This window comes from Paraflavitalea sp., assembly GCF_059502485.1.
In genome coordinates this window covers 84,521-108,605 of the sequence record NZ_JCACET010000008.1, presented here as the reverse complement: position 1 = coordinate 108,605, position 24,085 = coordinate 84,521, and the positions used below count along the sequence as shown (strand labels likewise).

Here is a 24,085-nt window from a genome sequence, read left to right as displayed (position 1 = left end):
CTATTCAGTGTATTTATAACCCACCCCCCTTACAGAATGGAAGTACTCGGGGTTGCGGCTGTCCGTCTCGAAATACTTGCGGAAGTTAAGAATGAAGTTGTCGATCGTGCGGGTGGTTGGATACACGTTATAGCCCCATACAGTTTGAAGGATCTTTTCCCGGGGCACCACTTCATTCTTGTTTTCAATAAGCAACTTGAGCAACATAGCCTCCTTCTTACTCAATTGAATACGCTCACCGGATTTGGTAACGGCCTCCTGCGCTTTAAAGTCCACCACATTACTCCCGAAACTATAAGTGTCGCCCACGGAATCCTTATCCAGCATCTTCTTGTTCTTATCGATCAGCTTATGAACGCGCAGCAACAACTCTTCCAGGTTAAAAGGCTTGGTCAGATAATCATCAGCCCCTTTTTTTAACCCCAACACCCGGTCCGAACTGGCATTTTTAGCACTGAGAATGAGGATGGGCACTTCATTGTTTTGTACCCGGATGGTCTCCGTAACACTGATGCCATCCAGTTCAGGCAACATCACATCCAGGATCAGCAGGTCGAAATATTCATCCTGTACCTTCTGCAAGGCCTCGCTGCCTGTAAAGGCAGAAGTCACCTCATAACCTTCCAGCTCCAGGTTCAGCTTTAAAGCCTCATGGAGGTTTTCTTCATCTTCTACCAATAAAATCGAGGGCCTTGTACTCATGGTCAGTATTTACTTCGTAAAACTAACGCTAAAATTACAGCCGGTAGGCATATTATCCGTTACCCGGATGCTCGCTTTGTGATCTTTTGCAATTTTATGACACAGATACAGTCCCAGGCCGGTTCCTTTGGCAGTACGCGTGTTTTCATTACCGATACGGTAAAACTTTTCAAACACCTTGGTCTTCTCGTCGTCCGGGATGCCGGGACCTTGATCGATGACCTCCAGGATCACCTGTTTGCCAGCCTCATGCAGCTTGCATTGGATAGTACCATCTTTGGGGGAATATTTAACGGCATTCTCCAGGAGGTTGTTCACCAGGATCTGCAGTAGAAGCGGGTCGCCTTTAATATCTATCTCTGGCACTATGGCCGATTGCCAGGGCCTGTCCGGAAAACGGTTCTTGAAGTCGGAGAAGCAGGACTTCGCCAACTCGGAGAAATCGAGCTCTTCATTCGATATCCGGTAGCGTCCCCCTTCCAGTTGAGCCGATACAAGAATATTATTGACGAGCGTGTTCAGCCGGTTTACCTCCTGCAGCGTCATTTGCATCAGCTTTTGTCGCTTGGCCTCTTCCAGCGCATGCTTTTGAAGCGTCTCAAGATTCAGCTTGGCAACAGCAATGGGGGTCTTTAACTCATGAGTTACGGTCATCATAAAATTCTGCTGCTGCTGCTGAAACTTCAGTTGACGGCGGAAAGCCCTGTATACAAATAATGCACCCACCAGCGTCAGGGCCAGGAAAGTAACCCCTTCACCTATATATTGGGTAGTCTTTAGTTTCTTTTCGGCAGTGATCCGGTCGTATTTCGATTGATAGGTGGGATCATCGAGCACCAATTCATTAAGCTTGTAATTGGTCATTTGCCGGTTCTGCTTTTCCAGGGCAATGAACCACCAGATCAGCGCAGCGATGATATAAAAAAGCAGGAACCAGTAAATGGTGCTGATGAAGTACAGTCTCTTTTTAGCGGTAGCTTCCATGCGTTATCATTTCACCTTCTCTACCCGTATGCCCACGTTCATGACGTTCTGCAGCGGGTCTTCGCGCATAATGTTGGCTATCTGGAATTGATAAGTTCCTTTCTTTAACTGAATTGATTTAAAGATCGCAATGCGATGCTCAAAAATATCATCCATGCCTGTACCTAGCCAGCCTTTGCTATCGGTGGCCAAAGGCAACTCGAAAGATTGGCTTTTGGGAGCCTCTGCGGGAGGCTGTACAGTCATGTTAACCCAGATATTCTTATAGCGGTAAGCATCCGTATGCCGGAGTACAAGAGAAATATCGTACAGTCTCGTAGTATCGTTGATGTCAAAACTGATAGATGGCTTGAACTGGCTGCTCCATGCATGGTTGGGAATAGCTACATTCTTTTCAAAAACGTCTACCGTAGTACAGGAAGCGAGAAAACCGGAAATAAGAACAGAGAGGGTCAGAATATGAAACAGGCGGTTCCTTTTCAATGGGAAATGTTTTTACAAATATAAGCATCAGCCTAAAAGCCGCAATAGGGGTGGAAAGCAAGCAGTAAATAGCGAGTGGTTAATGGGCTGAAATCCCTATTTCACACTGACCCCTCGCTACTTACTATTGGTATCTTATAATACATTAAGTACCTGCTCCTTGGCTTTCTCCATTTCATCCTTCATTTGCACTACACATTTCTGGATGCTGGAATCGTAAGCCTTGGCGCCGGTGGTGTTTATTTCACGTCCGATCTCCTGGAGGATAAAAGACAACTTCTTGCCCTTATTCTCGTCGGCTTCTTCAAGGATCGATACAAAATAGTCGCAATGATTCTTGAGGCGCACCTGCTCTTCGGTAAGGTCGATCTTCTCGATATAATAAATAAGCTCCTGCTCCAGGCGGTTGGGGTCATAGCTTTCTTTACCTACATTATCTTCCAACACCTTTACCAGCCCCTCCCTGATCTTTTGTTTACGCAACGGTTCCAGGGTTATTACCTCTTCCTGTTGCTTGCGGATATTACTAATGCGCAACAACAAGTCCTTCTGTAACACTTTACCTTCTTCCTGGCGATGCAGGTTCAGGTTATTGATAGCACTTTCAATTACCTTCTGAAAAGCATCCCATTCATTCGGGGTCAACGTTTCACCCGTAGGTGTGATTACTTCCGGTAACTTGATAAGAGTACTTAAAATATGAGCAGGGTCGAGGTCAAGCGCCTTCGACAACTCGGCGATAGGCTTATAATATGCTTTGGCAAGATCAGTGTTGATACTGACCGGTTTTGCAGCACCACTTTCTTTAAGACTAATAGTACAATCTACAGTACCACGTCCCAGCTTCTTGGATAATAAAGCACGGATATCAAATTCAAAAGGCTTTAAAAAAGCAGGCATCTTAAGCGACAATTCAAACTGCTTCCCGTTGAGTGACTTTATGTCCACCAGGAACGTTTTATCGCCTACTGTTTGCTCTGCTCTTCCAAAACCGGTCATAGATTTCAGCATATTATGGATTTTACAGCAAGGTAAGGAATTAGTTTATAGTTGTTAGTGAGCAATTAAGAGAATAGGGCACTATAAACAGCCGAACGGGTTAATATTTGCATATCTCCGGGCTGCAAACCTTCAATAGTAAGTTGTTCTATCCGGTAACGGATCAGGCGAAGGGTAGGGAAGCCCACCTGGGCAGTCATCTTACGTACCTGTCGGTTCTTACCCTCCGTAAGGACCAGCTTCAGCCAGCTGTCCGGAACATTTTTGCGGTAACGGATGGGCGGGTTACGTTCCGGCACAGCCGGAGGTTCGTCAAACACCATAGCCCGGCCGGGCTTCGTACGGTAAGATTTACCATCAACAGCAATCATGACACCTTGCTCCAATTGTTTGATCGCTGATACTCCATTCCCTGCTTCGGACTTAAGATCGCCTTCCACCTGTACCCAGTATTCCCGCTCATGCGCAAAGCGCGGGTCCAGCAACCGGTGATTCAGTTGCTTATCATTCGTAAGCAACAATAATCCTTCACTATCATAATCCAATCTGCCAACAGCATATACATCGGTAGGAACAGCGAAGTAATCCTTCAACGTTAGTTTACCGCCTTCAGATGTGAATTGCGATAGTACCTGGAATGGTTTGTAGATGATAAAATAATGGAGCATACCTAAAATAAAAATCTCCCGGTGAACCGGGAGATTTATTATGTGGATGGGTTAGTAAGTACCGGGAAATAAATTTCCCTACACAATATTAAAAATAATTTCTTCGATATAGAAAAAAATCAGGGTAAATTTTATTCACATTTTTTTTTAATGCTGTGGAAATCTACCCCCCGGATTCGGGTATTGGAATGGATCGAACCTGTATGCCCTTACAACAAATCGATCAACACATAGAGAAGTTGAATTTTTAATTCCTTTGAAACATTGATCAACACTGCATTTCAACAAGCATGTTATACTTCATCGATTGGATACTACCTTTGCGCAAATGACAAACTATGAAATTTCCCTCTCCGATAGCAGTACAGGAAATAGCACAACTGATAGGCGCAAAATTGATAGGTAATGTAAACGGGCTGGTGACCGGTATTAACGAAATACATAAAGTGGAGCCCGGCGACCTGGTGTTTGTAGACCATCCCAAGTATTACGATAAATGTATCCACTCGGCTGCCACCTTTATCATCATCAACAAGGAAGCAAGCTACCCTGAAGGAAAAGCACTCCTTATAGTAGAGCAACCATTCGAGGCATACCAAACCATCGTTCGCCACTTCCGCCCTTTTCAACCCGCTACCCAAATGATCAGCGGGACGGCCGTTATTGGAGAAGGTAGCTACATAGCACCCAATGCATTCATTGGCCATCACGTGACCATTGGCAACAACTGCAGGATATTTCCTAACGTCACCATACTCGATCATTGTGTGATAGGAAACAATGTGGTAATACAAGCCGGAACCGTTATTGGGTCAGATGCTTTCTATTACAACACCAAAAAAGACCGCGACGTGTGGTACAAACGCATGGAAAGCGGTGGCCGGGTAGTAATAGAAGACGAGGTGGAAATTGGCGCCGGCTGCACCATCGACCGGGGCGTAAGTCATGACACAGTAATTGGCCGCGGCACTAAATTGGATAACCTCATTCATATAGGACATGATACCGTAATAGGCAAAAATTGCCTGTTTGCTGCCCAGGTAGGAATCGCCGGAGCGACCACTATTGAAGATGGAGTAATACTGTGGGGACAGGTAGGTGTATCTAAAACACTTACCATTGGCGCCAATGCGGTAGTGTTGGCGCAAAGCGGCGTACCCGCATCCCTCGAAGGTGGAAAGATCTACTTCGGTTCCCCGGTAGAAGATGCTTCAACCAAAAAAAGAGAGCTTATATGGATCAAGCGCATACCAGAAATATGGGAAAAAATTAAGGGCCTTAAATAAGGCCCTTTTTCTTTAACTGAATTTAGCAAGAAACTCATCCCGCTTACGGATAGATACCTCGATCGTAGTACCATCTTCCATCTCGATATACCCGCCCCGTCCCCGGTGATACTTCTTGACAAAGAAGTGGTTGATGATGTGCGAGTGATGGATACGGGAAAACTGCTCCCGGCTGAGAATATCTTCAAACTCTTTCAGGGTCTTGGAAATAGTCACCATCGATCCATTCTTGAAATGGATAATGGTATAATTACTTTTGGCTTCCAGGCGTATACAATCTTCCGTATTCACAAATACCAGCCCATCCAATGTAGGCAATGCCAGCCGCTGGAAAACACTTTTGGGCGTATAAAGATTATAAAAAAGTGTGTCGATCCGTTTATGAATGTTTTTAGTATCGATCTGGGCGCCGGCTTTTTGAACGGCAGCTTGCAAGTCCCTGATATTAACAGGCTTTAATAGATAATCCAGCGCAGAGTACTTAATGGCATTGATAGCATAGTTATCGAAAGCTGTGACGAATACGATCTCGAAATGGACAGGAGCTATGCTGTTCAGCAAGTCAAAAGCATTTCCATAAGGCATCTCAATATCCAGGAACACAAGGTCAGGTTGAGTAGCCTCGATTACCTCTTTGCCCGTTTGGGCACTATTGGCCTTTCCCACTATTTCAACAACCGGGCAATACCTCAACAGCAACTGTTGCAGCGTATCGATATTATTAGGTTCGTCGTCAATAAGAACAGTCCTGATCATATTAACTGAGTTTTGTAAGCATTTGATGAGAAAAATAAACCACGATCCTGGTGCCGGTAGGGGTCTTTTCACCATCCGCCTTGTCAATGACCTCAATCGCAACAAATTCGTTGTACTGCCGGTTTAAAGCCTTTACCCTTTCGGCCGCCAGCGTCATACCTTTTGATTGATATTCCACGTGCATGTGCGATCTGAGTTGACGGGCTTTGAGTCTACCTATTCCATTGTCATCCACGATACACAAAAGCTGTTCGCCCTGCTGCTGGAACTTTATATCGATCATTCCCCGGCCGTCCGTTTTATGCCGCAGGCCATGACGGATACTGTTTTCCACATAAGGCTGAAGGATCATGCTGGGCAGATGAATATTATCCGTATCGATAACTTCATCCACAGAGATGGAGTAATCGAACGAATGCCCAAACCGCATTTTTTCCAGTTCGATATACCGCGACAGGTATTTTATCTCATGACCGATGGATATGGTGCCTTTCTCTGCACAATCCATCGTTTGGCGTATCAGGTGGGCAAACTCTGTCAAATACTCATTGGTCGTTTCCAGATCATTATTGATGATGAACGACTGAATGGAATTAAGACAGTTGAAGATGAAGTGAGGGTTCATCTGTGAAAGCAGGGCCATCTGCTCCAGTTCATTGATCTTTTGCTGTAAGCCTACCTTTTCCCGTTCGCGCCGCCGCACAATATTGAAACGCCACGTTACCAATGCGGCAGTTAAGCCAATGGTAAGCCCCACCAGCATCAAATTGAACCACCAGGTTTGCCAGAAAGGAGTATCGATAAAAAAAGGAATAATAACAGAATTACTGAGCACCCCAAATTTATTGATCGCCTGCAGTTCAAGTTGATACTGACCCGATGGCAGAGAAGGATATTCCAACACATTCTGTCGGGTAGAGTCCCATGAATCCTTCAACCCCTTTAAACGATAGCGGTACAGTATATCGCCGGCCGACTTGAAAGAGATACCGGCAAATTCAATACGCAGGTTATTGTCATTATAGCCCAGTTCATAGGTGGATTGCAACAGTTGCGATTGGCCCGAAACAGCGATATCCAGTATCCGTAGGTCACACCGCGAAAAATCCGAAACCTCTCGTTCATCGAAATAAGTGAGGCCTGCCGGTGAGCCCACATAAACATGAAGACTGTCTACATAAATGGCATTAATAATATTCGAAGGAAGACCATCGGCCATTGAGTACCGGTCGATAGGATAAGCAGGACTGCTGATATCGATCTTGTTGAGCCCCTTGTCGGTACCTACCCAAAGAAAATTTTTATAAGCAAAAAGGCTACGGCAAATATCACTGCTCAGACCCTGCTTGCTGGTCAAATGACCAATGATCTGCCCATGCTTTATGCCAACGATACCCCCACCATAAGTAGCTACCCACAAAGAACCATCGGAGGATTGAGCAAAACTGGAGACACGGTAACGCAGAGAAGGATGACTATCTCCTAAAAAGCGTACCGGTTTATGACGCCCTGCCACGTATAAACCACTTACCGTTCCAATGTAGTAATCATTATTATAATACTTGACAGCTGTAGACCGGTAAGGAAATACGGTATCCAGGATAGTAAGATCTTTTTCCCGCACCCTGATCACATTCCGGCCAATCCCCACCAATAAAGTATCAGGAGTGATCTCGTCGACCTCTTTGATAGGGAATTCATAATTAACATAACTGCCTGTCTTATCTTGCTTGTAGAGAAATAGATCGAAGCCAAGGATTAGTTTACCATTGCTTAACTTCTTTATGCACACCAGCCTGTTGCGGTTGTTGGGTTGCGTAGCGTGGTAAAAATGATTAAGAAAACTGGCCGAATCGATCTTGGCACCCCCTACAAAATACATTTTGTTGAAGGCCGAGCCAACGACAATTCTCTCTCCCTGTTTTTCAAGAGAGAATACCTCGGATGTTTTGCTATTACTGAAAGTGTAAGTTTTAAAACTTCTTGATACCAGTTTGTAAACACCTTCTCCGGCTGTTCCAAACCACATGTTTTTTTCATAATCCACCAGGCCGCTGTAGATCTGCTTGCCCTTTAAAAAGACTTCCGACATGCGGTCAAAACGTATTGTATCTGTGAGCCAGGCGCCCTCATTAGTAGATGTTAAAATAGTTCGATAATATTTTTTAGTAGTATCGAGGGTCGCAAACATATTGTGAGGGAAAGCAGATATGCTGGCAGTTTTGGCAGTGCTATCGTGACTTAATACCGTGGTCAGGTTACCAGAACCATAATCCTTGATCGGCCAATGCTTCAGGCGATCCCCATCCAATAAAAAAAGCGAATCATGCACGTTGAGGAGAAAGCCGGGACGATCTGAAAAATTAGCATGAGCATAAGTGAAGTTCCTGCCATATTTCTTCAGGTCTATGAACTCCTGCTCACCCGGCTTTGTGCGAAGAATATAAGAACCACTCCCTTGACAACTAAAGAAAATATTATCGGCTGCATCGCCCGCTATGCAAGTCATAACGGCATGCAGCTTTACTTTTTTAAGTAAGCTATCGTTGTCGGAAGTGTATATTTTACCTTGGTAATGATAACAAATGGTATTCTTGAACGGTACGATCCACACCCGCCCCTTGTGATCTGCATACAGCTTCAGGATTTCCACCTCTGGCAAGCCATCGGCAGTAGTGAAGTTCTTGAAACGCGTGCCATCAAAACGGCTTAAGCCCGCCTCCGTAGCAAACCAGATAAAGCCATCCTTGTCCTGACACATATCATAAATAGTAGAACCAGCCAGGCCGTCTTTGGTATTGTATTGAACGTAACTGTAATCCTGGGCTTTTAAGACGGGAGGTAGAAATAAGCCAATTGTTAAAAGGAGAAAAAAAATGCTGGAAGGAATTGAAGCAATTAATTTTCTGATTGTAAAAAGAAGGCTTACAATCGGAAAACATCGGGAAAGGAGATCAGGTTTAAGTGGTGAAGCCGGCATCAATAATCCTACTATTTTGGTCAGGTTAGGCCGGTTGAAGATAGAGAAAAAACTCGTTGGATCGGGGTATGGGCGCTTAAGAATTTATTAATATGACAAAATTCAGGCTATTCATACTCGTAATTATACGGTAGCAGCTCGGCCAGCTTTTTCCAGGCCCAGTAACCTGTATTAACAACATCGTATTGCTCATAGAAATACCCATTCTCCTCGATCACAAAACCATCAGCAATATCCAGCAGTGTTACCTGCATACGCGTATTGGCAGGCAGCTTGAATTCCTGTAGGAACCTTTTGTCAGGGAAAACAGTTTTATAGCTCACCCGGTAACGGCCCTGCCAATTGATCATTACATCATTGCTGTCGGCTGCATACAGCGTACTATCATATAGGTCTTTGATAAGAGTACCCTTTATACTTGACAAGTCATTATCGTCCAGTTTTTCTACGATAAAACCCTCTTCACTAACCACACTGTCGTATAGGGAGCGCATGAAGTGCAGACGGGAACCGAGGTATGTTCTGGCCCGGTTTTTCTTCCAGGCAGTGGCAGCCTCCGTGGTGCTGTCAATTTCCTGAAAGAAAGGAGAGCCGGTATATTGACTCATCTTCGTATTATAGTCATAACTGAAAGAGTCCAACTGATAACGGATGGTATAACCCAGCGCATAATTGGTAATGATCAGGTCTTCTTTGGCCGTTACCTTCAGACGGTTACGTTTTTTAGTATAGAAAAAACGCAGCGCTTCCGGATTGCGGATCACACATTGAGAAGCATTGGGAGTAGTACCTATAAATTGATCGGTAAAAAAAGAGCCATACTTGGCGAGACCGTCGGGCACTTCGTTGCTGGCTACAACCGCTACTTCAGTCAGCGCTTTATCTTCCTTCACCAGCTCGATCAGTAGCGTATCCGTCATGGTCTGATTACTGCTGATCCGTAAAATACTCTTGGTATAACCGGTGTAAGTGATCACAAGGTCGTAACCGCCATTCGGCAGACGCATAAAAAATAAACCTTCACTATTAGAGATAGTTCCGTGAGTAGTATTTTGGCAAAAAGCAGAGGCGCCATTCAAAGGTTGCCGGGACACGGAATCAACTACTTTTCCGAGTACCACGAACTCCTTTTGCTGCGCAAAACCGAGGGTACAAATAATTGTTAAAAAAAGAACGACAATGGCCTTTTTCATACGAGGACTATTGGTACTGTTTATGAACGATTTTTAGGACAGTGAAAGTATATATTGCAACTACTTTGCCAGATACTGTCGGCTGAAAGGGTGGGTCGCCCTCAAAGGGCGGCTCACCCTGCTGTCTATAAAGACTGCGGGTGCAACAAATAACTATCACACGCTTGCTTAACACTCTGAGCCAGTGGAGTAAAGGAAAAACCAGGCAAAGCCTGCAACAATTTCTGGTGCTCAAAATAAGTCCTGCTTTGAGCCACGCGGGCGCTTTGTTTGGTGAGCAAAGGCTTTTTACCTGAAAAAAACGACTTGAACTTTTCCAGCCGCCAGGCAATCTCACCTAAAAAAGGCGTTGCTTCCCGGGTAGGCTGCTTTTTATTAAGACCCGCTGCAATTGAACTGAGCAATTGACGAAACGACCAGTTCTCGGAATTCACGATGAAACGTTCCGCCGAAATATCGCTCTTCATCAACAACACAGCAGCACGGGCTACATCCTGCACATCCACAAAACCATTTACACCATTCGTATACCAGGGAAACTCTTTAAAAGTATTCTTGAAAATAGCACAGCTCGAGGAATGCCAATCACCATAACCCAGAATAGTACTTGGATTAAGAACCACTACATTCAAACCTTCACCCATACCCCTCCAAACTTCCCGCTCAGCATGATATTTACTGATGGCATATTGCGTATTCAATTTGCTATGCTGCCATTTCTTGTCCTCCGTTACATGATCACCATTGGCCGTTCTGCCAAGCGCAGCTACAGAGCTGATATGTACAAAACGCCGTACCCCCTTTTCCAATGCCACATTCACCATATTGGCCGTACCATCGATATTGACATGGAACATTTCCTTTTTCTCCTTAGGATCAAAAGAAACCATGGCGGCAGAATGGATCACCGTATCAACTCCTTCCATAGCTTCATCCAGCGATACAATATCCAGCACATCACCATCTACCCATTCCACCTTATCCAATATGGCGGCAGGAATAAAAAAAGGCAACTTGTTACTGCGGCGTATAGCCCGCACAAAATACCCTTGATCTACCAGCTCCCGGATGATATAAGCACCCAGGAAACCCGTACCGCCAGTAATAAGTACTTTATTTGACAAATGTTGATACGTTGATAAGTTAACAAGTTAATAAGGTGAGGTATCAACAGGCCGGTTTTCCTTTTCAACCTGTCAACATTTCAACTTATCAACCATTATAATCGTAATAACCTTTTTTAGTCTTCCTCCCTAACTCCTGCCTTTCCACCTTCTCCTGCTGGATCACAGAAGGTCGTAACCGCTCCGGACTTCCCAACTGTTCATAGACTGAGCAGCTAACAGCATAATTGATATCATTACCGATAAGGTCCATCAGTTTAAAAGGCCCCATCTTGAAACCAGTAGCTTCCAGTAATAGATCGATAGTCGCAAAATCACTGATACCCTGTTCGATCAGCCGTAACGCTTCGAGGTAATAAGGCCTTGCCACATGGTTCACGATGAAACCAGGAGCGTCTTTGCACAACACAGGCGTTTTATCCAGTTGCCGGGCCAGTTCCACTATAGAAGATATGGTTTCCTCATTACTATAAGGAGTCGTTACCACTTCCACCAGCTTCATCACAGGCGCAGGATTGAAAAAATGCATGCCGGCAACACGCTCGGGGCGAATTACCTGCTTCGCAATCTCAGTAACAGACAGAGAAGACGTATTGGTAGCGAAGATCACATCACTGTGATTCACCTCAGCAAGTTGATTGAAAAGAGATGTTTTGACAGGAGCTTTTTCAACGATCGCTTCAATAACAATATCAGCCAGGCAATCATTTACATCATTCGTAAAACGAAGGCGACTGAGCGTGTCAGCCTGCTCCTGGGCAGTTATTTTTTGTTTGTCTACCAGCTGTTGCAAAGAAACTTGCAAGCCTTTTTCAGCTTTGCGCACCATCTCCTCATTTACATCATACAGAATGGTATGAAAACCACGCTGTGCTGCCACCTGCGCAATACCACTTCCCATAGTGCCGGCGCCACAAACACAAACTGTCTGAACCATGACTTGTAGGATTAGATATTGCTATTTGTCCGGCTCTTCAAAAGCGCGGTAGCTATTCTGTATACTGAATTCTGTATGCTGTATTCTTTCCTCATATCGCACTCGTAAACTGTCGTAGGAACCGCACATCATTTTCACTGAAAAGGCGGATGTCGTTGATGCCATACTTCAACAGGGCAGGGCGCTCGATGCCCATACCAAAAGCGAAGCCGGTATATTTGTTGGAGTCGATCTTGCAGTTCTCCAGCACCTTGGGGTGAACCATTCCACAACCAAGGATCTCCAGCCAGCCGGTACGCTTGCAAACCGCACAACCTTCACCACCACAAATCTGGCATTGAATATCCATCTCTGCACTTGGCTCAGTAAAAGGGAAATAACTGGGGCGGAAACGAACCTTGATATCCTTGCCATACATTTCCTGAACGAAGAAGTACAACGTCTGCTTCAGATCGGCAAAAGATACATTCTCGTCAATATACAAACCCTCGATCTGGTGGAAGAAACAGTGACTACGGGCGCTTACCGTTTCATTGCGATACACGCGGCCGGGGCAGATAATTCGGATAGGCAGCGGATTTTGCTCCATAGCCCGTATCTGCGTATTGCTGGTATGCGTACGCAAAAGCCAGTCAGGCTTTTGCTGAATATAAAAAGTATCCTGCATGTCCCGCGCAGGGTGATGCTCGGGCAGGTTCAATGCAGTGAAGTTGTGCCAGTCATCTTCGATCTCGGGGCCTTCCGCTACAGAAAATCCCAAACGTTGGAAAATGCTGATCACATGATTCAGGAACAAATTGATAGGGTGGCGTGTGCCCATGGGCAATGGATCGCCGGGAAGCGTTACATCGATGGAGGGACCAGCAACAGCACTGCTGCTTTCCAGTTGTTGTTTCCAGGCTTCATATTTGCCCTCAGCCAGTTGCTTGAACTCATTCAATACCAGGCCAAACTCCTTCCGCTTGTCGGCAGCCACACTCTTCATCTCGGTAAACAGGTTCTTTACAATCCCCTTTGTACCAAGAAACTTAATACGGTAAGCTTCCAGCGCCTCGGCTCCGTCGGCAGCTACCTTTTCGATCTCCTTCTTATAGGCCTCAATCTGTTGTAACAATTGTTCCATACCGGCAAAGATAATGAAGGAAGACCGAAAAGTCTGGAAGTCAGTAAAGTCCGAAAAGTCCGGAACTCCCCAGGCCCTTCCCGCCTTTTCACCTTTCCGGCTACTTACATTTCCGACTTTCAGCCTATCTTGCGGCCATGTCGGATATTTTTAATATCGTTGATTTTCTGGAGCCTGTAAATAGAGCGGTACTGTCGCAGGATGAGTCGTACAAGGATGGACAATTAGGTAAAACCCTGCACGTATATGAAGAAGAAATGCCCGACCTCACCGGCGTCGACATCGTATTGGTAGGTTGCGGCGAAACCAGGGGCGCAGGCGTCCCGCCTACACCACAGTTGGCGCCCGACTGGATCCGCGCCGAACTGTACCAGCTTTTCTTCTGGCACCACGATGTATCCATAGCCGACATTGGAAACATTAAAAAAGGCGCCTCCCTTAAAGACACCTATGCAGCTCTCAAAACGGTGCTGGCCGAACTGACTGCTGCAGGTAAAATGGTGGTAATACTGGGTGGCTCACACGACCTTACCCTCGCACAATATGGCATGTATGCCGATCAGAAAAAAGTCATTGATGCGGTCTGTGTGGATGCACTCATCGACCTTTCGATCGACACACCACAGCGCGATAAGAACTTCCTGATGGAAATGCTCACCGGTGAGCCCAATTTCATCAGGCACTACAACCACGTCGCGTTCCAGAGCTACTACATCCATCCCCACATGCTCGAAACCATGGACAAGCTCCGGTTCGATTGCTTCCGCGTAGGCATGGTGAAAGAACAGATAGAAGAAATGGAGCCCGTTATTCGGAATAGCCAGCTCTTTAGCTTTGATATTTCAGCAATCGCTAATGCGTTTGCACCTGCCAATACGATTACGCCCAATGGCCTGAACGGAGAAGAAGCCTGTATCCTCATGCGCTATGCAGGCATGAGTACCAATGTTACCACGGTAGGCATATACGGCTACATGCCCGCCAAAGACAAAGAAGCACTGACGGCCAAACAGATCAGCCACATGCTATGGTACCTCGTCGATGGCCGCAGCCGCGGAAAACGTGAAGCCCAGGTAGAAGAAAAAGAATCCTTCAACGAATTTCACATGGCCTTCGCCGAAATAGAATCCGTATTCCTCCAAAGCAAAAAAACAGGACGTTGGTGGATGCAGCTGCCCGATAAAAAATTCATTCCCTGCTCCTATAAAGATTATCTCCTCGCCGGTCGCAATGAGATACCCGAGCGCTGGCTCCGCGCACAGGAAAGAGAATAAGAATTGACCTAATTAGCCTATTAGTGGGTATATTGGTGCTATGAAAAAAAGTACCGGATATATCATTGGTTCCCTGCTGTTTTTTGCGGCCTGCTCACCGCAGAAAGCCATCAACAAACAAGTCCACAAATCAATCCTGCAAGACCCCGCCATCAGCAAGGCCCATATCGGTATCAGTCTTTTTGATGTAAATGACAATAAGTACCTCTACAATTACCAGGGCGACCAATACTTTGTACCCGCCTCCAATACCAAGATCGTTACCTGCTTTGCGGCGTTGAAATACCTGGGCGACAGCCTTACCGGCGTTCGCTATCTCGAAAATGACACGGCAATCTTCCTGCTGCCGGCCGGCGACCCAACCCTGCTACATCCCGAATTCAAAAAACAACCGGTAGTAGACTTCCTCCAAAAGACAACAAAAAATGTCTACATCACCGATCAGGATTGGAAAGACAGGGCCCTTGGTTCAGGATGGGGATGGAGCGATTACAACGAAGAATACATGGCCGAGCGTAGCCCGCTCCCTGTCTTTGGCAACATCATTCGTTGGGTACAGGAAGCCCCCGAGGGAGTACAAAATGAAGACCCGCTTTTTGCACCCAGCCCTTCGGTATATTCCATTCCCGAAGTAGAATGGAAAGTGCGCTTCAACGGCGATACGGCAGTAAAAAGCTTTTACGTAGAGCGCGAGCAGGCCGAAAATGTCTTCCACATCACACAAGGAAAAGAAAAGAAGAAAGAACAGGAAGTGCCATTTGTTACACATGGCCTGCAGTCGGCACTTGAACTGTTGCCCGATACACTGCACAAAGAAGTCGCCTACAAAACATGGAAAACAACACGCAGCCTGCAACCCATGATCAACAGCCGGAAACCGGTAGCCATACATTCACAACTTACCGATTCCATGCTGAAGCCGATGATGTACAGGAGCGATAACTTTTATGCCGAGCAAACACTACTCATGGTGAGCAACCAGAAGTTGGGTGTAATGAGCGACCGACTGATCATCGATACACTCCTGAAAACCGATCTGGCCGATCTGCCACAGGCGCCGCGCTGGGTAGATGGTAGCGGTTTGAGCAGGTACAACCTGTTCACACCACAAGATTTTATAACCATCCTCAACAAAATGCGCGAGCAGTTTGGAATGGACCGCCTCAAAAAAATATTACCTACCGGGGGAACCGGCACATTGGGCAACTTCTATAAAAAAGACAGCGGGTACATTTTTGCTAAAACAGGCACTCTGTCGGGAGTGGTGGCATTAAGCGGCTACCTCTACACACAGAAAAACAAGCTCATCCTGTTTTCTGTGCTGGTCAACAACCACAATGGAAATGCAGTAGCAGTACGACGCACAGTAGAAGCCTTCATCACAAGCATCCGCGAGAAGTACTAATAAATGCTGACAACAAAAAGCCCGTTCTGCATTACTGCAAAACGGGCTTTTTTTATATTATTTGCAACTAAGGCGCAACTACTTCCATCCATCTCCATCCAGCATATTACCCAGGCCACCGAGGATACTACCCTCCTCTTTACGCTTATAAGTACCATAAGCAAGGATACGGCCTGCCAGACGGCTGATCGGCAGCGTTTGTATCCACACTTTGCCAGGACCACGCAGCGTAGCAAAGAATAAACCTTCACCACCAAACAACGTATTCTTGATGCCACCTACAAATTGAATATCATAATTGATATGCCTTGTATATGCTACAAGACAGCCGGTATCTATGCGTAAAAACTCACCCGGTTGTAATGTCTTTTCAAACACGTGACCGCCGGCATGCACAAAAGCCATACCATCGCCCTCCAGCTTTTGCATGATGAAACCTTCACCGCCAAACAAACCGGTGCCCAGTTTCCGTTGCAGCTCGATGCCGATAGACACACCCTTGGCAGCACACAGGAAAGAATCCTTTTGAGCTACGATCTTACCCTCATAGCGCGAAAGATCAAGCGGAATGATCTTGCCGGGATAAGGAGAAGCAAAACTTACCCTTTTCTTGCCTTGACCCACATTGGTAAAGGCGGTCATGAACAGACTTTCACCAGTAAGGATGCGTTTACCGGCCGACATCAGCTTGCCCAATAAGCCTTGTTGCGGTTGCGAACCGTCGCCAAACATGGTTTGCATCTGGATACCGTCGTCCATCATCATGAACGCGCCACTTTCCGCTACGGCTGTTTCATTCGGGTCAAGCTCAACCTCTACATATTGCATCTCTTCACCGTAAATACGATAATCTATTTCATGATTCGTTTTCATATAATAGTCAATTGTTTAGTTCAAAATTAATTAAAGCGCTCGTTGAAAAAGCACATTTAATAAGTAGTAAAAAAAAGGAAATATTACAGCCGGCAGAAAAATAAAGGCCCGGCTAATAGCCAGGCCCTTACAATATGGAGAAATAACAATTTAAAACCAGCTGCCAATAAATGCTTCATTCACACGCTCCTTGGCAAGCTTACGCCTGCGGCGCGCCTTGGCAAAACGGTGCGCCACCATAGTCACCAGCATCAGCAACATAAACACTAAGGTAAAAGGAGGAATACCCAGGAAGGAGATCCATTTACCACCATACATCCTGCGCATCGGACGCTTCAGCCTTTCACCGATCAGGTACATACTTGGCACAATGATCAATGTCATGAAAAACGCAAACGAAAGACCAAAGATGATGGTCCAGGCGAGCGGTTTCCAGAACACTGCGTTGTCGCCACCAAAGAAGATCTTTGGATTCAGGTCGGAGAATAACGTTAAGAAGTTGATATTAAAACCAATGGCCAGCGGGATCAAACCGAGGATGGCCGCGATCGCTGTTAACAATACGGGAATGATCCGCGTTTTACCAGCCTCTACCACAGCTTCCCTTGTCTTCATACCACGACCACGCAACTCTTCCGTAAACTCGATCACGAGGATACCATTCTTTACCACAATACCTGCTAATCCCACGATACCGATACCGGTCATTACAATGGAAACCTGCATACCAGTTAAAGCAAAACCGATCAATACGCCAATCACACTGAAGATGATCTCCATCAGGATCATGACCGATTTACTTACAGAGTTGAACTGCAATACGAGGATCAATAAGATCAACATCAATGCAATGACCAATGCAAGTATCAGGAAGTTGAACGTCTCTGCCATCTGCTCACCCTGGCCCGTTTGACGGATGGTAACATTATCTGGCTTCTTCTTGAAATTATCGATATGCACCTTGAGCTCTTCATTTACCGCAGCTGGGTTATACCCCTGGCTTTCCAGTACATTCGATACCAGCGTGATCGTTCTCTTCTGGTTCTTGCGCTTTACGCTACCCAGCGTGCTGGTATAATCCATCTTCACCACCGAACTGATCGGAATACTTTTAAATCCACCAGTAGCCATATCCCGGAAATAGATCTTCATATTCAGCAGGTCACCCAGGCTTTTACGTTGAAGCTCCAGGTTACGCAACTGGATCTTATACTCATCCTCACCATCCTTGATCTTCGATACCTCACGGCCAAACAAGGCAGTACGCAGCTCCATGCCGATTTGATAAGAAGATACCCCTTCGATCAATGCCCGCTCACGATCTACAGTGAAAGTGATCTCAGGGTTCGTAAGGTCCACATCCATCTTCAACTCTTCCACACCCGGCGTATTGATGGAGTCCAGGTAATTCTTTAATATGGTAGCCGTTTTGATCAGATCATCAAAATTTTCACTGGCTACCTCGATATTTACAGGAGGATCAGTAGGAGGACCACCCTGTTCCTGGCTTACCGATAACTCAGCACCCGGTATACCCTTCACCACCTGGCGTATTGAATCCAGATAAGGACGTGTTGAGTGACCATGCCGCTTTTCATACTCCACAAAAGAGATCTGAATACGTCCCAGTTCAGGCCTTGTACTGCGGTCACCACTCATCGGGTCACCGGCGCCTACAGCGACGTTACTGATAGCGCTTTCTACAATGGGGTTGGTTTTGCCATTATCGATGCCGAGCACCTTATATACACGGCCTTCTAACACGCGCGTCACCGAATCCGTATAATTCACATCCGTACCTACCGGAAGCTTCATGTACACATAGATCTGGTTGGGATCACCGGTAGGAAAAAGGATCACAGGCACCTTCGCTGCACCAAAAAGAAACAGAGAGAATAGGAACAAGCCAAATGTGCCAATCAATAACCACACGGGCCTCCATCCTTTCAGCGCCCAACGTAGCAAACTTTCATAATGATTCATCAACCAGGGCAAAAAGCTATGTTGGAACCGGCGGATCATACCCTCCAGTACATACTTGTTCAGAATAGCCACCAGTACAAAGAAGATCAATAAATTACCAAGAAAGGTATAGCCGCCAAGGTCCAGTAAGATACCTACGCCCAGCGCAACCCATAAAGCAGGGCTTCTGAAAATATCCGATTTCCGCTTCTTGCCATGCTCCTCATGATTCATGAAATCCACAGCAAACACGGGGTTCATGATAAATGCCACGATCAGTGAAGCAGTAAGCGTAAAGATCAGCATCGTAGGCAGGTAGATCATGAACTTACCGATAATACCTGGCCAGAACAGCAACGGGAAGAAAGGAGCAAGCGTCGTAACGGTACCCGATAGAACAGGTATGAATACTTCCCCCGCAGCCATCATGGCCGACTTCTCAGCCGTAAGCTTGCCTTTCGACTGCACAAAGATCCGGTGCGTATTCTCGATCACCACGATCGCATCATCCACAATGATACCAAGCCCAAACACCAACGCAAACAACACCATGAAGTTCAGCGTCACATTAGCCCCCACGATAAGGTCGGCAGCCGGTAAGAAAATGAAGGCTACGAACATACTCAGTGGAACCGACAAGGCTACGAAGAACGCATTCGTAACACCCATGAAGAACATCAGGATCAACAATACCAGCACAAAACCAATAACGATGGTATTAACCAGTTCGTCAAAAGAAGTCCTGGTCGCTTTACTCATATCACCGGTGATCACTACATCCAGCTCTTTGGGAAATTGCTGCTCCTTCATCTCGGCAACAGCCTTCTTCACATCATCAGACGTCTCGATCAGGTTCTCACCAGAGCGTTTGATGATATTCAGCGTAATAACGTTCTTGCCATTCAGGCGTGCATAACTTTCCTTGTCCTTGATGGTATCCTTGATAATAGCAATATCTTTTAGGTAAATAGCAGCACCTTTGGGGTTGCGTACGATCACCTTCTCGATATCGAAAGAAGTTTTGAACTGACCCTTCAATTGCAGATTACGTTTGGTGTCTCCCACATCAAGCAAGCCGCCGGAGATATCCAGATTTTCACGCGCTACTGCATTAGCGATATCGTCAAACGTAACATTGGCAGCCTGCATCTTGTAGTTGTCCACATTGATCTGGAACTCCCGTTCAGGAGCACCTACCAGGTCTACCCGGTTGATCTGTGGAAGTTCTTCCAGCCTGTCTTGCAGATCATCCGCATACTCCTTCAGCTTCATCACGTCAAAATTCCCACTCACATTCACATACATGATAGGCTGGTCCGAAAAGCTTACTTCCAATACAGTAGGCTCTTCAGTAAGATCAGTAGGCAGGTCTTGCTTGGCCTTGTCTACGGCATCCTTTACCTTTTGTAAAGCAATATCAGTTTTAACATCCGTATCGAACTCAACGGTGATGGCAGAATAATCCTGTATAGAAGTACTCGTTACCTTATTGATCTTGGCGCCGGTAATACCCTTGATCTGCTTTTCAATAGGTTGAGTAACCAGGTTCTCCATGTCTTTGGGAGAGTTACCAACATTGATCGTTTGAACATAGATCGTAGGGATCACAATGTCGGGATATTGTTCCTTGGGCAAAGTCACAAACTGGTAAACACCCGCCAGCGTCACAAACAACATCACCAGGTAGATCGATGTTTTGTTCTTGATACTCCAGGTCGTTGGGCCAAAATGTTTGAACTTGTCCGTTATATTTTCCAGAACACTCATAAGATTGTTTTAAGAATGGTTGAATCTTCTTGGCAGCCTTCCGTCCGGACTTTCGGACTATCCGGCTTGCCGACTTCCTGTCTATTTTACATCCGTAGTGATCGCTTGCCCGTCATACAACCCCTGGAATCCTTCAGTAATTAACTGCTCACCCGCAGCAAGGCCACTCTTCACTTCCAGCCTGTCACCATACAACTCACCCACGGTAATGGCACGCTTACGGGCCACAAGTTTATTGCCCTCTTTTACCGCCACCAGCACAAACTTGCCTTTCTCATCACTCTGTAGCGTGGCGATGGGAACAGTAATTGCTTTGGGAGCTGCATAATCCTGAATACGTGCAATAGCGAGTTGATTCGGGCGAAACTTTCTATTAGCGGGAATTCTTGCCTCAACCTGGAAAGAACGGGTGTCTGGGTTGATCTGCCTGCCTGCTACATTCACCTTCGCACGCAGCGTGTCATTATTCATTTCAGGCAGCGTGATCAATAAATTACTGCCCACATCCACACGGCCCTGGTAACTTTCAGGCACGTCTACAACCACTTTCAGTTCACTGGAGTTTACGATGGTGATACCGCGATGAGAAGCACTGCTGCCGGCAGCAAAAGCTTCACCCACCTTAATGGAAACCTCATCAGCTACACCACTTATTTCTGCATGCACATTCGTCAATTCAGACTGCTCCTTCAATAAGTCGATCCCCTTTTGGATATTGTCAACATTAGCCTTTGCATTCAGTAACTCGATCTCTGTACCGATCTTTTGGTCCCACAGATTCTTGCGGCGGTCGTAAGTAGTTTGTGCCAATGCAAGGTTGATCTTGGCTTGCTCGATCTGTTGCTGCGTCATGGGATCATCCAATTTCATCAGCAATTGCCCTTTACGTACAGGATCACCTTGCTTCACATAGATGGCCTTTACAAGACCACCAGCATTACGCGGAGTCACATACACTATGTTCTGCGCATCTATTCTTCCTTTCAGATCGATATAATGCGTAAACTGGCTGGGAGCAACCGGAGAAACGGCTACCAGCTTGGTTTTTTCTTCCTTCACCATTGAAGTGTCCAGCCTGGAAAGCTCCGCTTCCAGCGAGTCGATCTTTACCGCCAGCGTCTTTTGTTCACCCTTCAGCTTTTCCAGCTCGGCTTTCTTCTTCGCCAGGTCTTTATCGCCCGATGATGCACCGCAAGCAGCGAGTACAACCAGCAGGACCAGGGCACTTAATTTATACATCGTTTTCATGATTCGTGTTTTAATGCTATTAATGAGGTTGTAATGGTTTAAAGTTTGCCAACAGCTTTCAGGTAATCCACCTTGGCAATAACGGCATCATACAAAGAACTGTAATAGTTTATCTGCGCTACCCGTAAGTCAGATTGTGCGGTGGTTACCTCGAGGTTAGTACCCAGCCCCTGCTCATACTTCTTCTTAGTCTGGTTATAAACATTCTCCGCCAGTACCATATTCTTACGCTGATAATCCATTGTCACAACAGCGCTGTTCAACGTTGTACGGGCAGTCTCTACCTCATTATCGATCGTTTGCTTCAGGTATTCGATATTATTATCCGTTTGTTGAAGCGTCAATCGCGCCTTACTGATGCGTGCATTCTTGGCCAACCCCTCAAAAATGGGAACAGAAACCTTTAAACCTACCAGGGCGGTAGTAAACCAGTCACCTTTCGAAAAAAAGTCAAACTTATTACGTTGAGCATTCTTGCTGAAATTGCCTATTAATGCCACAGTAGGCAGCTTGCTAAGCTGATAACGCTTAATATTGAATTCATTCAGCTTTCTCAACCACTCGGCCTGCTCATATTCTTTGCGGTCGGTATAATTATAAGCCGTGTCGAGAATATCAGTCTTCAACTCTTGCTCGGAAACAGTATCCGTCAACGCTAGCGTATGGCGTATGGGCATGCCCATCAGCAACTTTAAACCCAGCAAACCATTACTCAACTGATTATCCAGCTTTATCTTTTCAGTCCGCAGGTTCGCCAGCGTCACATCAGCCCTGTCAACATCCAGTTTCTCGGCAAAACCATTGTCATACAAAGCCTTCGTGTCGTGCAATAACTTCTCAAAACGCTCGATATTGGCATCGATAGTGCCAATTTGCTTCTTGCCTACCACCAGCTGGTAATACACCTTATACACATTCGCTTTGATCTGCTCCTGCGTCACCTCAGCAGTCTTCGTTATATATTGAATAGAGGCATCCCTGGCCTTTAAGCCAATAAACACCTGCCCATCAAACAACAACTGCGATAGACTTACACCGGCAGAGCTGGTCCACTTGGTACCAAACTGCGCCTGGATAAACCCGAAATCACTGGGCGAAACAATAGCATTACCGTTACCATCTTTCACACCCTCCTGCTCCAGCACACCATAAGTGGCCATAGCAATGAAGTTGGGAAAACTTTGCACGGGTACTTTGGGATAATAATTCACATCGACGTTTCCGCTGATCTGAGGCAGGGCGGCCGATGTGATCTCTTTGTTGTCCTGTTGCTGCAACTGAATAGCCAGCAACACGTTCTTCACCTGAGCGCTGTTTTTCATGGCATAATCAACACACTGCCTGATCGACAGAGCGTGACGCGTGCTATCCTGTGCCAGCGTAGGGTAGATCGCCAGACAGGCTAACAATAACATCAGGGAGTTTTTACTTCGTCTTACCTGATAAGGTCTCATGTTTTGCTTGTTTTAAACGTTCTTCTTTATATTTTACGATCAGCTTATAACCTTTCAGAGAAGCCAGGCCATATACATAATGCTCGATGATCTCCTTGGAGACATCAGCCAGGCTATATTTGGTAGGGGGGAAAAGGTCAATATTGAAGGCGACCATCATAGAATCCAGCCGGAACTTGGAAATGATCTCTATATTAATATCATCCCGGTACAAACCTTCAGCCAGGCCCCGCTCCATATTCTTGCGGATAACCTGCAACAAAAACTTATTCTTATGATCCATGAACTTTTGGTAACCCCGGAAGTGGAATTTTTCCAGGTCATAGATCAACATGGGGTTCATATTGCGAAACTGCTCCAGTAAACGGTCAATCGTAAAAAAGATCTCCTGCACCGCATCATGCGCATCCTTTACCAGCGCCAGACAATCATTTTGCATGCTGTTGATGTCAAACTCCACCACACTGTCTACCAACTCATCCTTGTCTACAAAGTATTGGTAGATAGTCTTTTTACTCATGCCCAGCGCATTGGCGATATCATCCATACTCACACTCCGGATTCCATACTTCATGAACAACTCCTCAGCCTTCTGCCTGATCCGTTCCTTCGTATTTGATTCGACTGTCATAATTCGGGGCCAAAACTATGGAAACTTTTTTCGTTACGAAAGTTTCCAAGCGTCTTTTTTTGGGAATCTTAGCAGATAAAACAGGCAAACACTTGTTTGTAACCCATCTCCATAAAAGGGTTGAATGCGACAATATCAGACAGTAGCATATTATATAAATCCATGACACTTAAGAAAAAAGTAATCGAAATAAACTCAGGCAGGCTGGCCGCGCAGATGTAATTTTGCGTAAACCA

At 45.8% G+C, this 24,085-nt stretch carries 19 protein-coding genes; 3 read left to right on the top strand and 16 right to left on the bottom strand.

The features are described 5' to 3' along the window. The 5 genes from AC5JBY_RS03095 to AC5JBY_RS03075 all read right to left on the bottom strand — a co-directional run bounded on the left by AC5JBY_RS03095 (position 1) and on the right by AC5JBY_RS03075 (position 3,836). Positions 1-702 carry a response regulator transcription factor gene (locus AC5JBY_RS03095; RefSeq protein ID WP_495903085.1) on the bottom strand — a complete coding sequence of 234 codons (702 nt, stop codon included), beginning with the start codon at positions 700-702 and terminating at the stop codon, positions 1-3. Positions 703-711: 9 nt separating this feature from the next. Beyond that, positions 712-1,686 (bottom strand): sensor histidine kinase, encoded by a 975-nt coding sequence (locus AC5JBY_RS03090; protein ID WP_495903084.1) that lies wholly within the window; start codon positions 1,684-1,686, stop codon positions 712-714. Between the two features lie 6 nt (positions 1,687-1,692). Further along, positions 1,693-2,169: a gliding motility lipoprotein GldH gene (locus AC5JBY_RS03085; RefSeq protein ID WP_495903083.1), complete on the bottom strand. Its 477-nt coding sequence runs from the start codon at positions 2,167-2,169 to the stop codon at positions 1,693-1,695. A 135-nt stretch (positions 2,170-2,304) separates the two neighbouring features. Further along, on the bottom strand, positions 2,305-3,180 hold the full coding sequence (locus AC5JBY_RS03080) for a YicC/YloC family endoribonuclease (RefSeq protein ID WP_495903082.1): 876 nt from the start codon (positions 3,178-3,180) through the stop codon (positions 2,305-2,307). A gap of 53 nt (positions 3,181-3,233) precedes the next feature. Beyond that, entirely contained in the window at positions 3,234-3,836 is a 603-nt protein-coding gene (locus tag AC5JBY_RS03075) for a pseudouridine synthase (protein ID WP_495903081.1), read from the bottom strand. Positions 3,837-4,174: 338 nt separating this feature from the next. Here AC5JBY_RS03075 and lpxD point away from each other — a divergent pair, with 338 nt between their 5' ends. Then, positions 4,175-5,122, top strand: coding sequence for a UDP-3-O-(3-hydroxymyristoyl)glucosamine N-acyltransferase (gene lpxD, locus AC5JBY_RS03070; protein WP_495903080.1), 948 nt, complete (start codon positions 4,175-4,177; stop codon positions 5,120-5,122). Between the two features lie 12 nt (positions 5,123-5,134). Here the strand turns inward: lpxD and AC5JBY_RS03065 are convergent, their stop codons facing one another. The 6 genes from AC5JBY_RS03065 to pheS form a co-directional block, all read right to left on the bottom strand. Then, on the bottom strand, positions 5,135-5,878 hold the full coding sequence (locus AC5JBY_RS03065; protein WP_495903079.1) for a LytR/AlgR family response regulator transcription factor: 744 nt from the start codon (positions 5,876-5,878) through the stop codon (positions 5,135-5,137). A gap of 1 nt (position 5,879) precedes the next feature. Then, positions 5,880-8,858 carry a sensor histidine kinase gene (locus tag AC5JBY_RS03060; RefSeq protein WP_495903078.1) on the bottom strand — a complete coding sequence of 993 codons (2,979 nt, stop codon included), beginning with the start codon at positions 8,856-8,858 and terminating at the stop codon, positions 5,880-5,882. Positions 8,859-8,965: 107 nt separating this feature from the next. Beyond that, positions 8,966-10,051 (bottom strand): carboxypeptidase-like regulatory domain-containing protein, encoded by a 1,086-nt coding sequence (locus AC5JBY_RS03055; protein WP_495903077.1) that lies wholly within the window; start codon positions 10,049-10,051, stop codon positions 8,966-8,968. 125 nt (positions 10,052-10,176) lie between these two features. Then, a complete protein-coding gene (locus AC5JBY_RS03050; RefSeq protein WP_495903076.1) occupies positions 10,177-11,175 on the bottom strand; it encodes an SDR family NAD(P)-dependent oxidoreductase in 999 nt (332 codons plus the stop codon). 88 nt (positions 11,176-11,263) lie between these two features. Then, positions 11,264-12,112 (bottom strand): 3-hydroxyacyl-CoA dehydrogenase family protein, encoded by an 849-nt coding sequence (locus AC5JBY_RS03045; RefSeq protein ID WP_495903075.1) that lies wholly within the window; start codon positions 12,110-12,112, stop codon positions 11,264-11,266. Between the two features lie 91 nt (positions 12,113-12,203). Next, the gene (gene pheS, locus AC5JBY_RS03040) at positions 12,204-13,235 is read right to left on the bottom strand and encodes a phenylalanine--tRNA ligase subunit alpha (protein ID WP_495903074.1); all 1,032 of its coding nucleotides are present in this window, start codon (positions 13,233-13,235) and stop codon (positions 12,204-12,206) included. A 137-nt stretch (positions 13,236-13,372) separates the two neighbouring features. On the opposite strand from pheS, the gene AC5JBY_RS03035 reads away from it, so the two are divergent. Together AC5JBY_RS03035 and dacB are read left to right on the top strand one after the other, a co-directional pair. Next, positions 13,373-14,509: a formimidoylglutamase gene (locus AC5JBY_RS03035; protein ID WP_495903073.1), complete on the top strand. Its 1,137-nt coding sequence runs from the start codon at positions 13,373-13,375 to the stop codon at positions 14,507-14,509. Positions 14,510-14,549: 40 nt separating this feature from the next. Beyond that, positions 14,550-15,914 carry a D-alanyl-D-alanine carboxypeptidase/D-alanyl-D-alanine endopeptidase gene (gene dacB, locus AC5JBY_RS03030; protein ID WP_495903072.1) on the top strand — a complete coding sequence of 455 codons (1,365 nt, stop codon included), beginning with the start codon at positions 14,550-14,552 and terminating at the stop codon, positions 15,912-15,914. 78 nt (positions 15,915-15,992) lie between these two features. Here the strand turns inward: dacB and AC5JBY_RS03025 are convergent, their stop codons facing one another. The 5 genes from AC5JBY_RS03025 to AC5JBY_RS03005 form a co-directional block, all read right to left on the bottom strand. Further along, entirely contained in the window at positions 15,993-16,787 is a 795-nt protein-coding gene (locus tag AC5JBY_RS03025; protein ID WP_495903071.1) for a TIGR00266 family protein, read from the bottom strand. Positions 16,788-16,937: 150 nt separating this feature from the next. Continuing rightward, a complete protein-coding gene (locus tag AC5JBY_RS03020; protein WP_495903070.1) occupies positions 16,938-20,516 on the bottom strand; it encodes an efflux RND transporter permease subunit in 3,579 nt (1,192 codons plus the stop codon). Between the two features lie 81 nt (positions 20,517-20,597). Further along, the gene (locus AC5JBY_RS03015; protein WP_495903069.1) at positions 20,598-21,764 is read right to left on the bottom strand and encodes an efflux RND transporter periplasmic adaptor subunit; all 1,167 of its coding nucleotides are present in this window, start codon (positions 21,762-21,764) and stop codon (positions 20,598-20,600) included. A 38-nt stretch (positions 21,765-21,802) separates the two neighbouring features. Further along, a complete protein-coding gene (locus tag AC5JBY_RS03010) occupies positions 21,803-23,218 on the bottom strand; it encodes a TolC family protein (RefSeq protein WP_495903068.1) in 1,416 nt (471 codons plus the stop codon). Further along, positions 23,190-23,849: a TetR/AcrR family transcriptional regulator gene (locus AC5JBY_RS03005; protein WP_495903067.1), complete on the bottom strand. Its 660-nt coding sequence runs from the start codon at positions 23,847-23,849 to the stop codon at positions 23,190-23,192. Before AC5JBY_RS03005 ends, AC5JBY_RS03010 begins: the two co-directional genes overlap by 29 nt. Positions 23,850-24,085 lie beyond the last annotated feature (236 nt).

Excerpts from the sequence above, each read along its gene's own strand:
- AC5JBY_RS03095 (WP_495903085.1), bottom strand. The coding sequence starts at position 702 with ATGAGTACAAGGCCCTCGATTTTATTGGTAGAAGATGAAGAAAACCTC.
- AC5JBY_RS03090 (WP_495903084.1), bottom strand. The coding sequence starts at position 1,686 with ATGGAAGCTACCGCTAAAAAGAGACTGTACTTCATCAGCACCATTTAC.
- AC5JBY_RS03080 (WP_495903082.1), bottom strand. The coding sequence starts at position 3,180 with ATGCTGAAATCTATGACCGGTTTTGGAAGAGCAGAGCAAACAGTAGGC.
- AC5JBY_RS03075 (WP_495903081.1), bottom strand. The coding sequence starts at position 3,836 with ATGCTCCATTATTTTATCATCTACAAACCATTCCAGGTACTATCGCAA.
- lpxD (WP_495903080.1), top strand. The coding sequence starts at position 4,175 with ATGAAATTTCCCTCTCCGATAGCAGTACAGGAAATAGCACAACTGATA.
- AC5JBY_RS03065 (WP_495903079.1), bottom strand. The coding sequence starts at position 5,878 with ATGATCAGGACTGTTCTTATTGACGACGAACCTAATAATATCGATACG.
- AC5JBY_RS03060 (WP_495903078.1), bottom strand. The coding sequence starts at position 8,858 with ATGCCGGCTTCACCACTTAAACCTGATCTCCTTTCCCGATGTTTTCCG.
- AC5JBY_RS03055 (WP_495903077.1), bottom strand. The coding sequence starts at position 10,051 with ATGAAAAAGGCCATTGTCGTTCTTTTTTTAACAATTATTTGTACCCTC.
- AC5JBY_RS03045 (WP_495903075.1), bottom strand. The coding sequence starts at position 12,112 with ATGGTTCAGACAGTTTGTGTTTGTGGCGCCGGCACTATGGGAAGTGGT.
- pheS (WP_495903074.1), bottom strand. The coding sequence starts at position 13,235 with ATGGAACAATTGTTACAACAGATTGAGGCCTATAAGAAGGAGATCGAA.
- AC5JBY_RS03035 (WP_495903073.1), top strand. The coding sequence starts at position 13,373 with ATGTCGGATATTTTTAATATCGTTGATTTTCTGGAGCCTGTAAATAGA.
- dacB (WP_495903072.1), top strand. The coding sequence starts at position 14,550 with ATGAAAAAAAGTACCGGATATATCATTGGTTCCCTGCTGTTTTTTGCG.
- AC5JBY_RS03025 (WP_495903071.1), bottom strand. The coding sequence starts at position 16,787 with ATGAAAACGAATCATGAAATAGATTATCGTATTTACGGTGAAGAGATG.
- AC5JBY_RS03020 (WP_495903070.1), bottom strand. The coding sequence starts at position 20,516 with ATGAGTGTTCTGGAAAATATAACGGACAAGTTCAAACATTTTGGCCCA.
- AC5JBY_RS03015 (WP_495903069.1), bottom strand. The coding sequence starts at position 21,764 with ATGAAAACGATGTATAAATTAAGTGCCCTGGTCCTGCTGGTTGTACTC.
- AC5JBY_RS03010 (WP_495903068.1), bottom strand. The coding sequence starts at position 23,218 with ATGAGACCTTATCAGGTAAGACGAAGTAAAAACTCCCTGATGTTATTG.
- AC5JBY_RS03005 (WP_495903067.1), bottom strand. The coding sequence starts at position 23,849 with ATGACAGTCGAATCAAATACGAAGGAACGGATCAGGCAGAAGGCTGAG.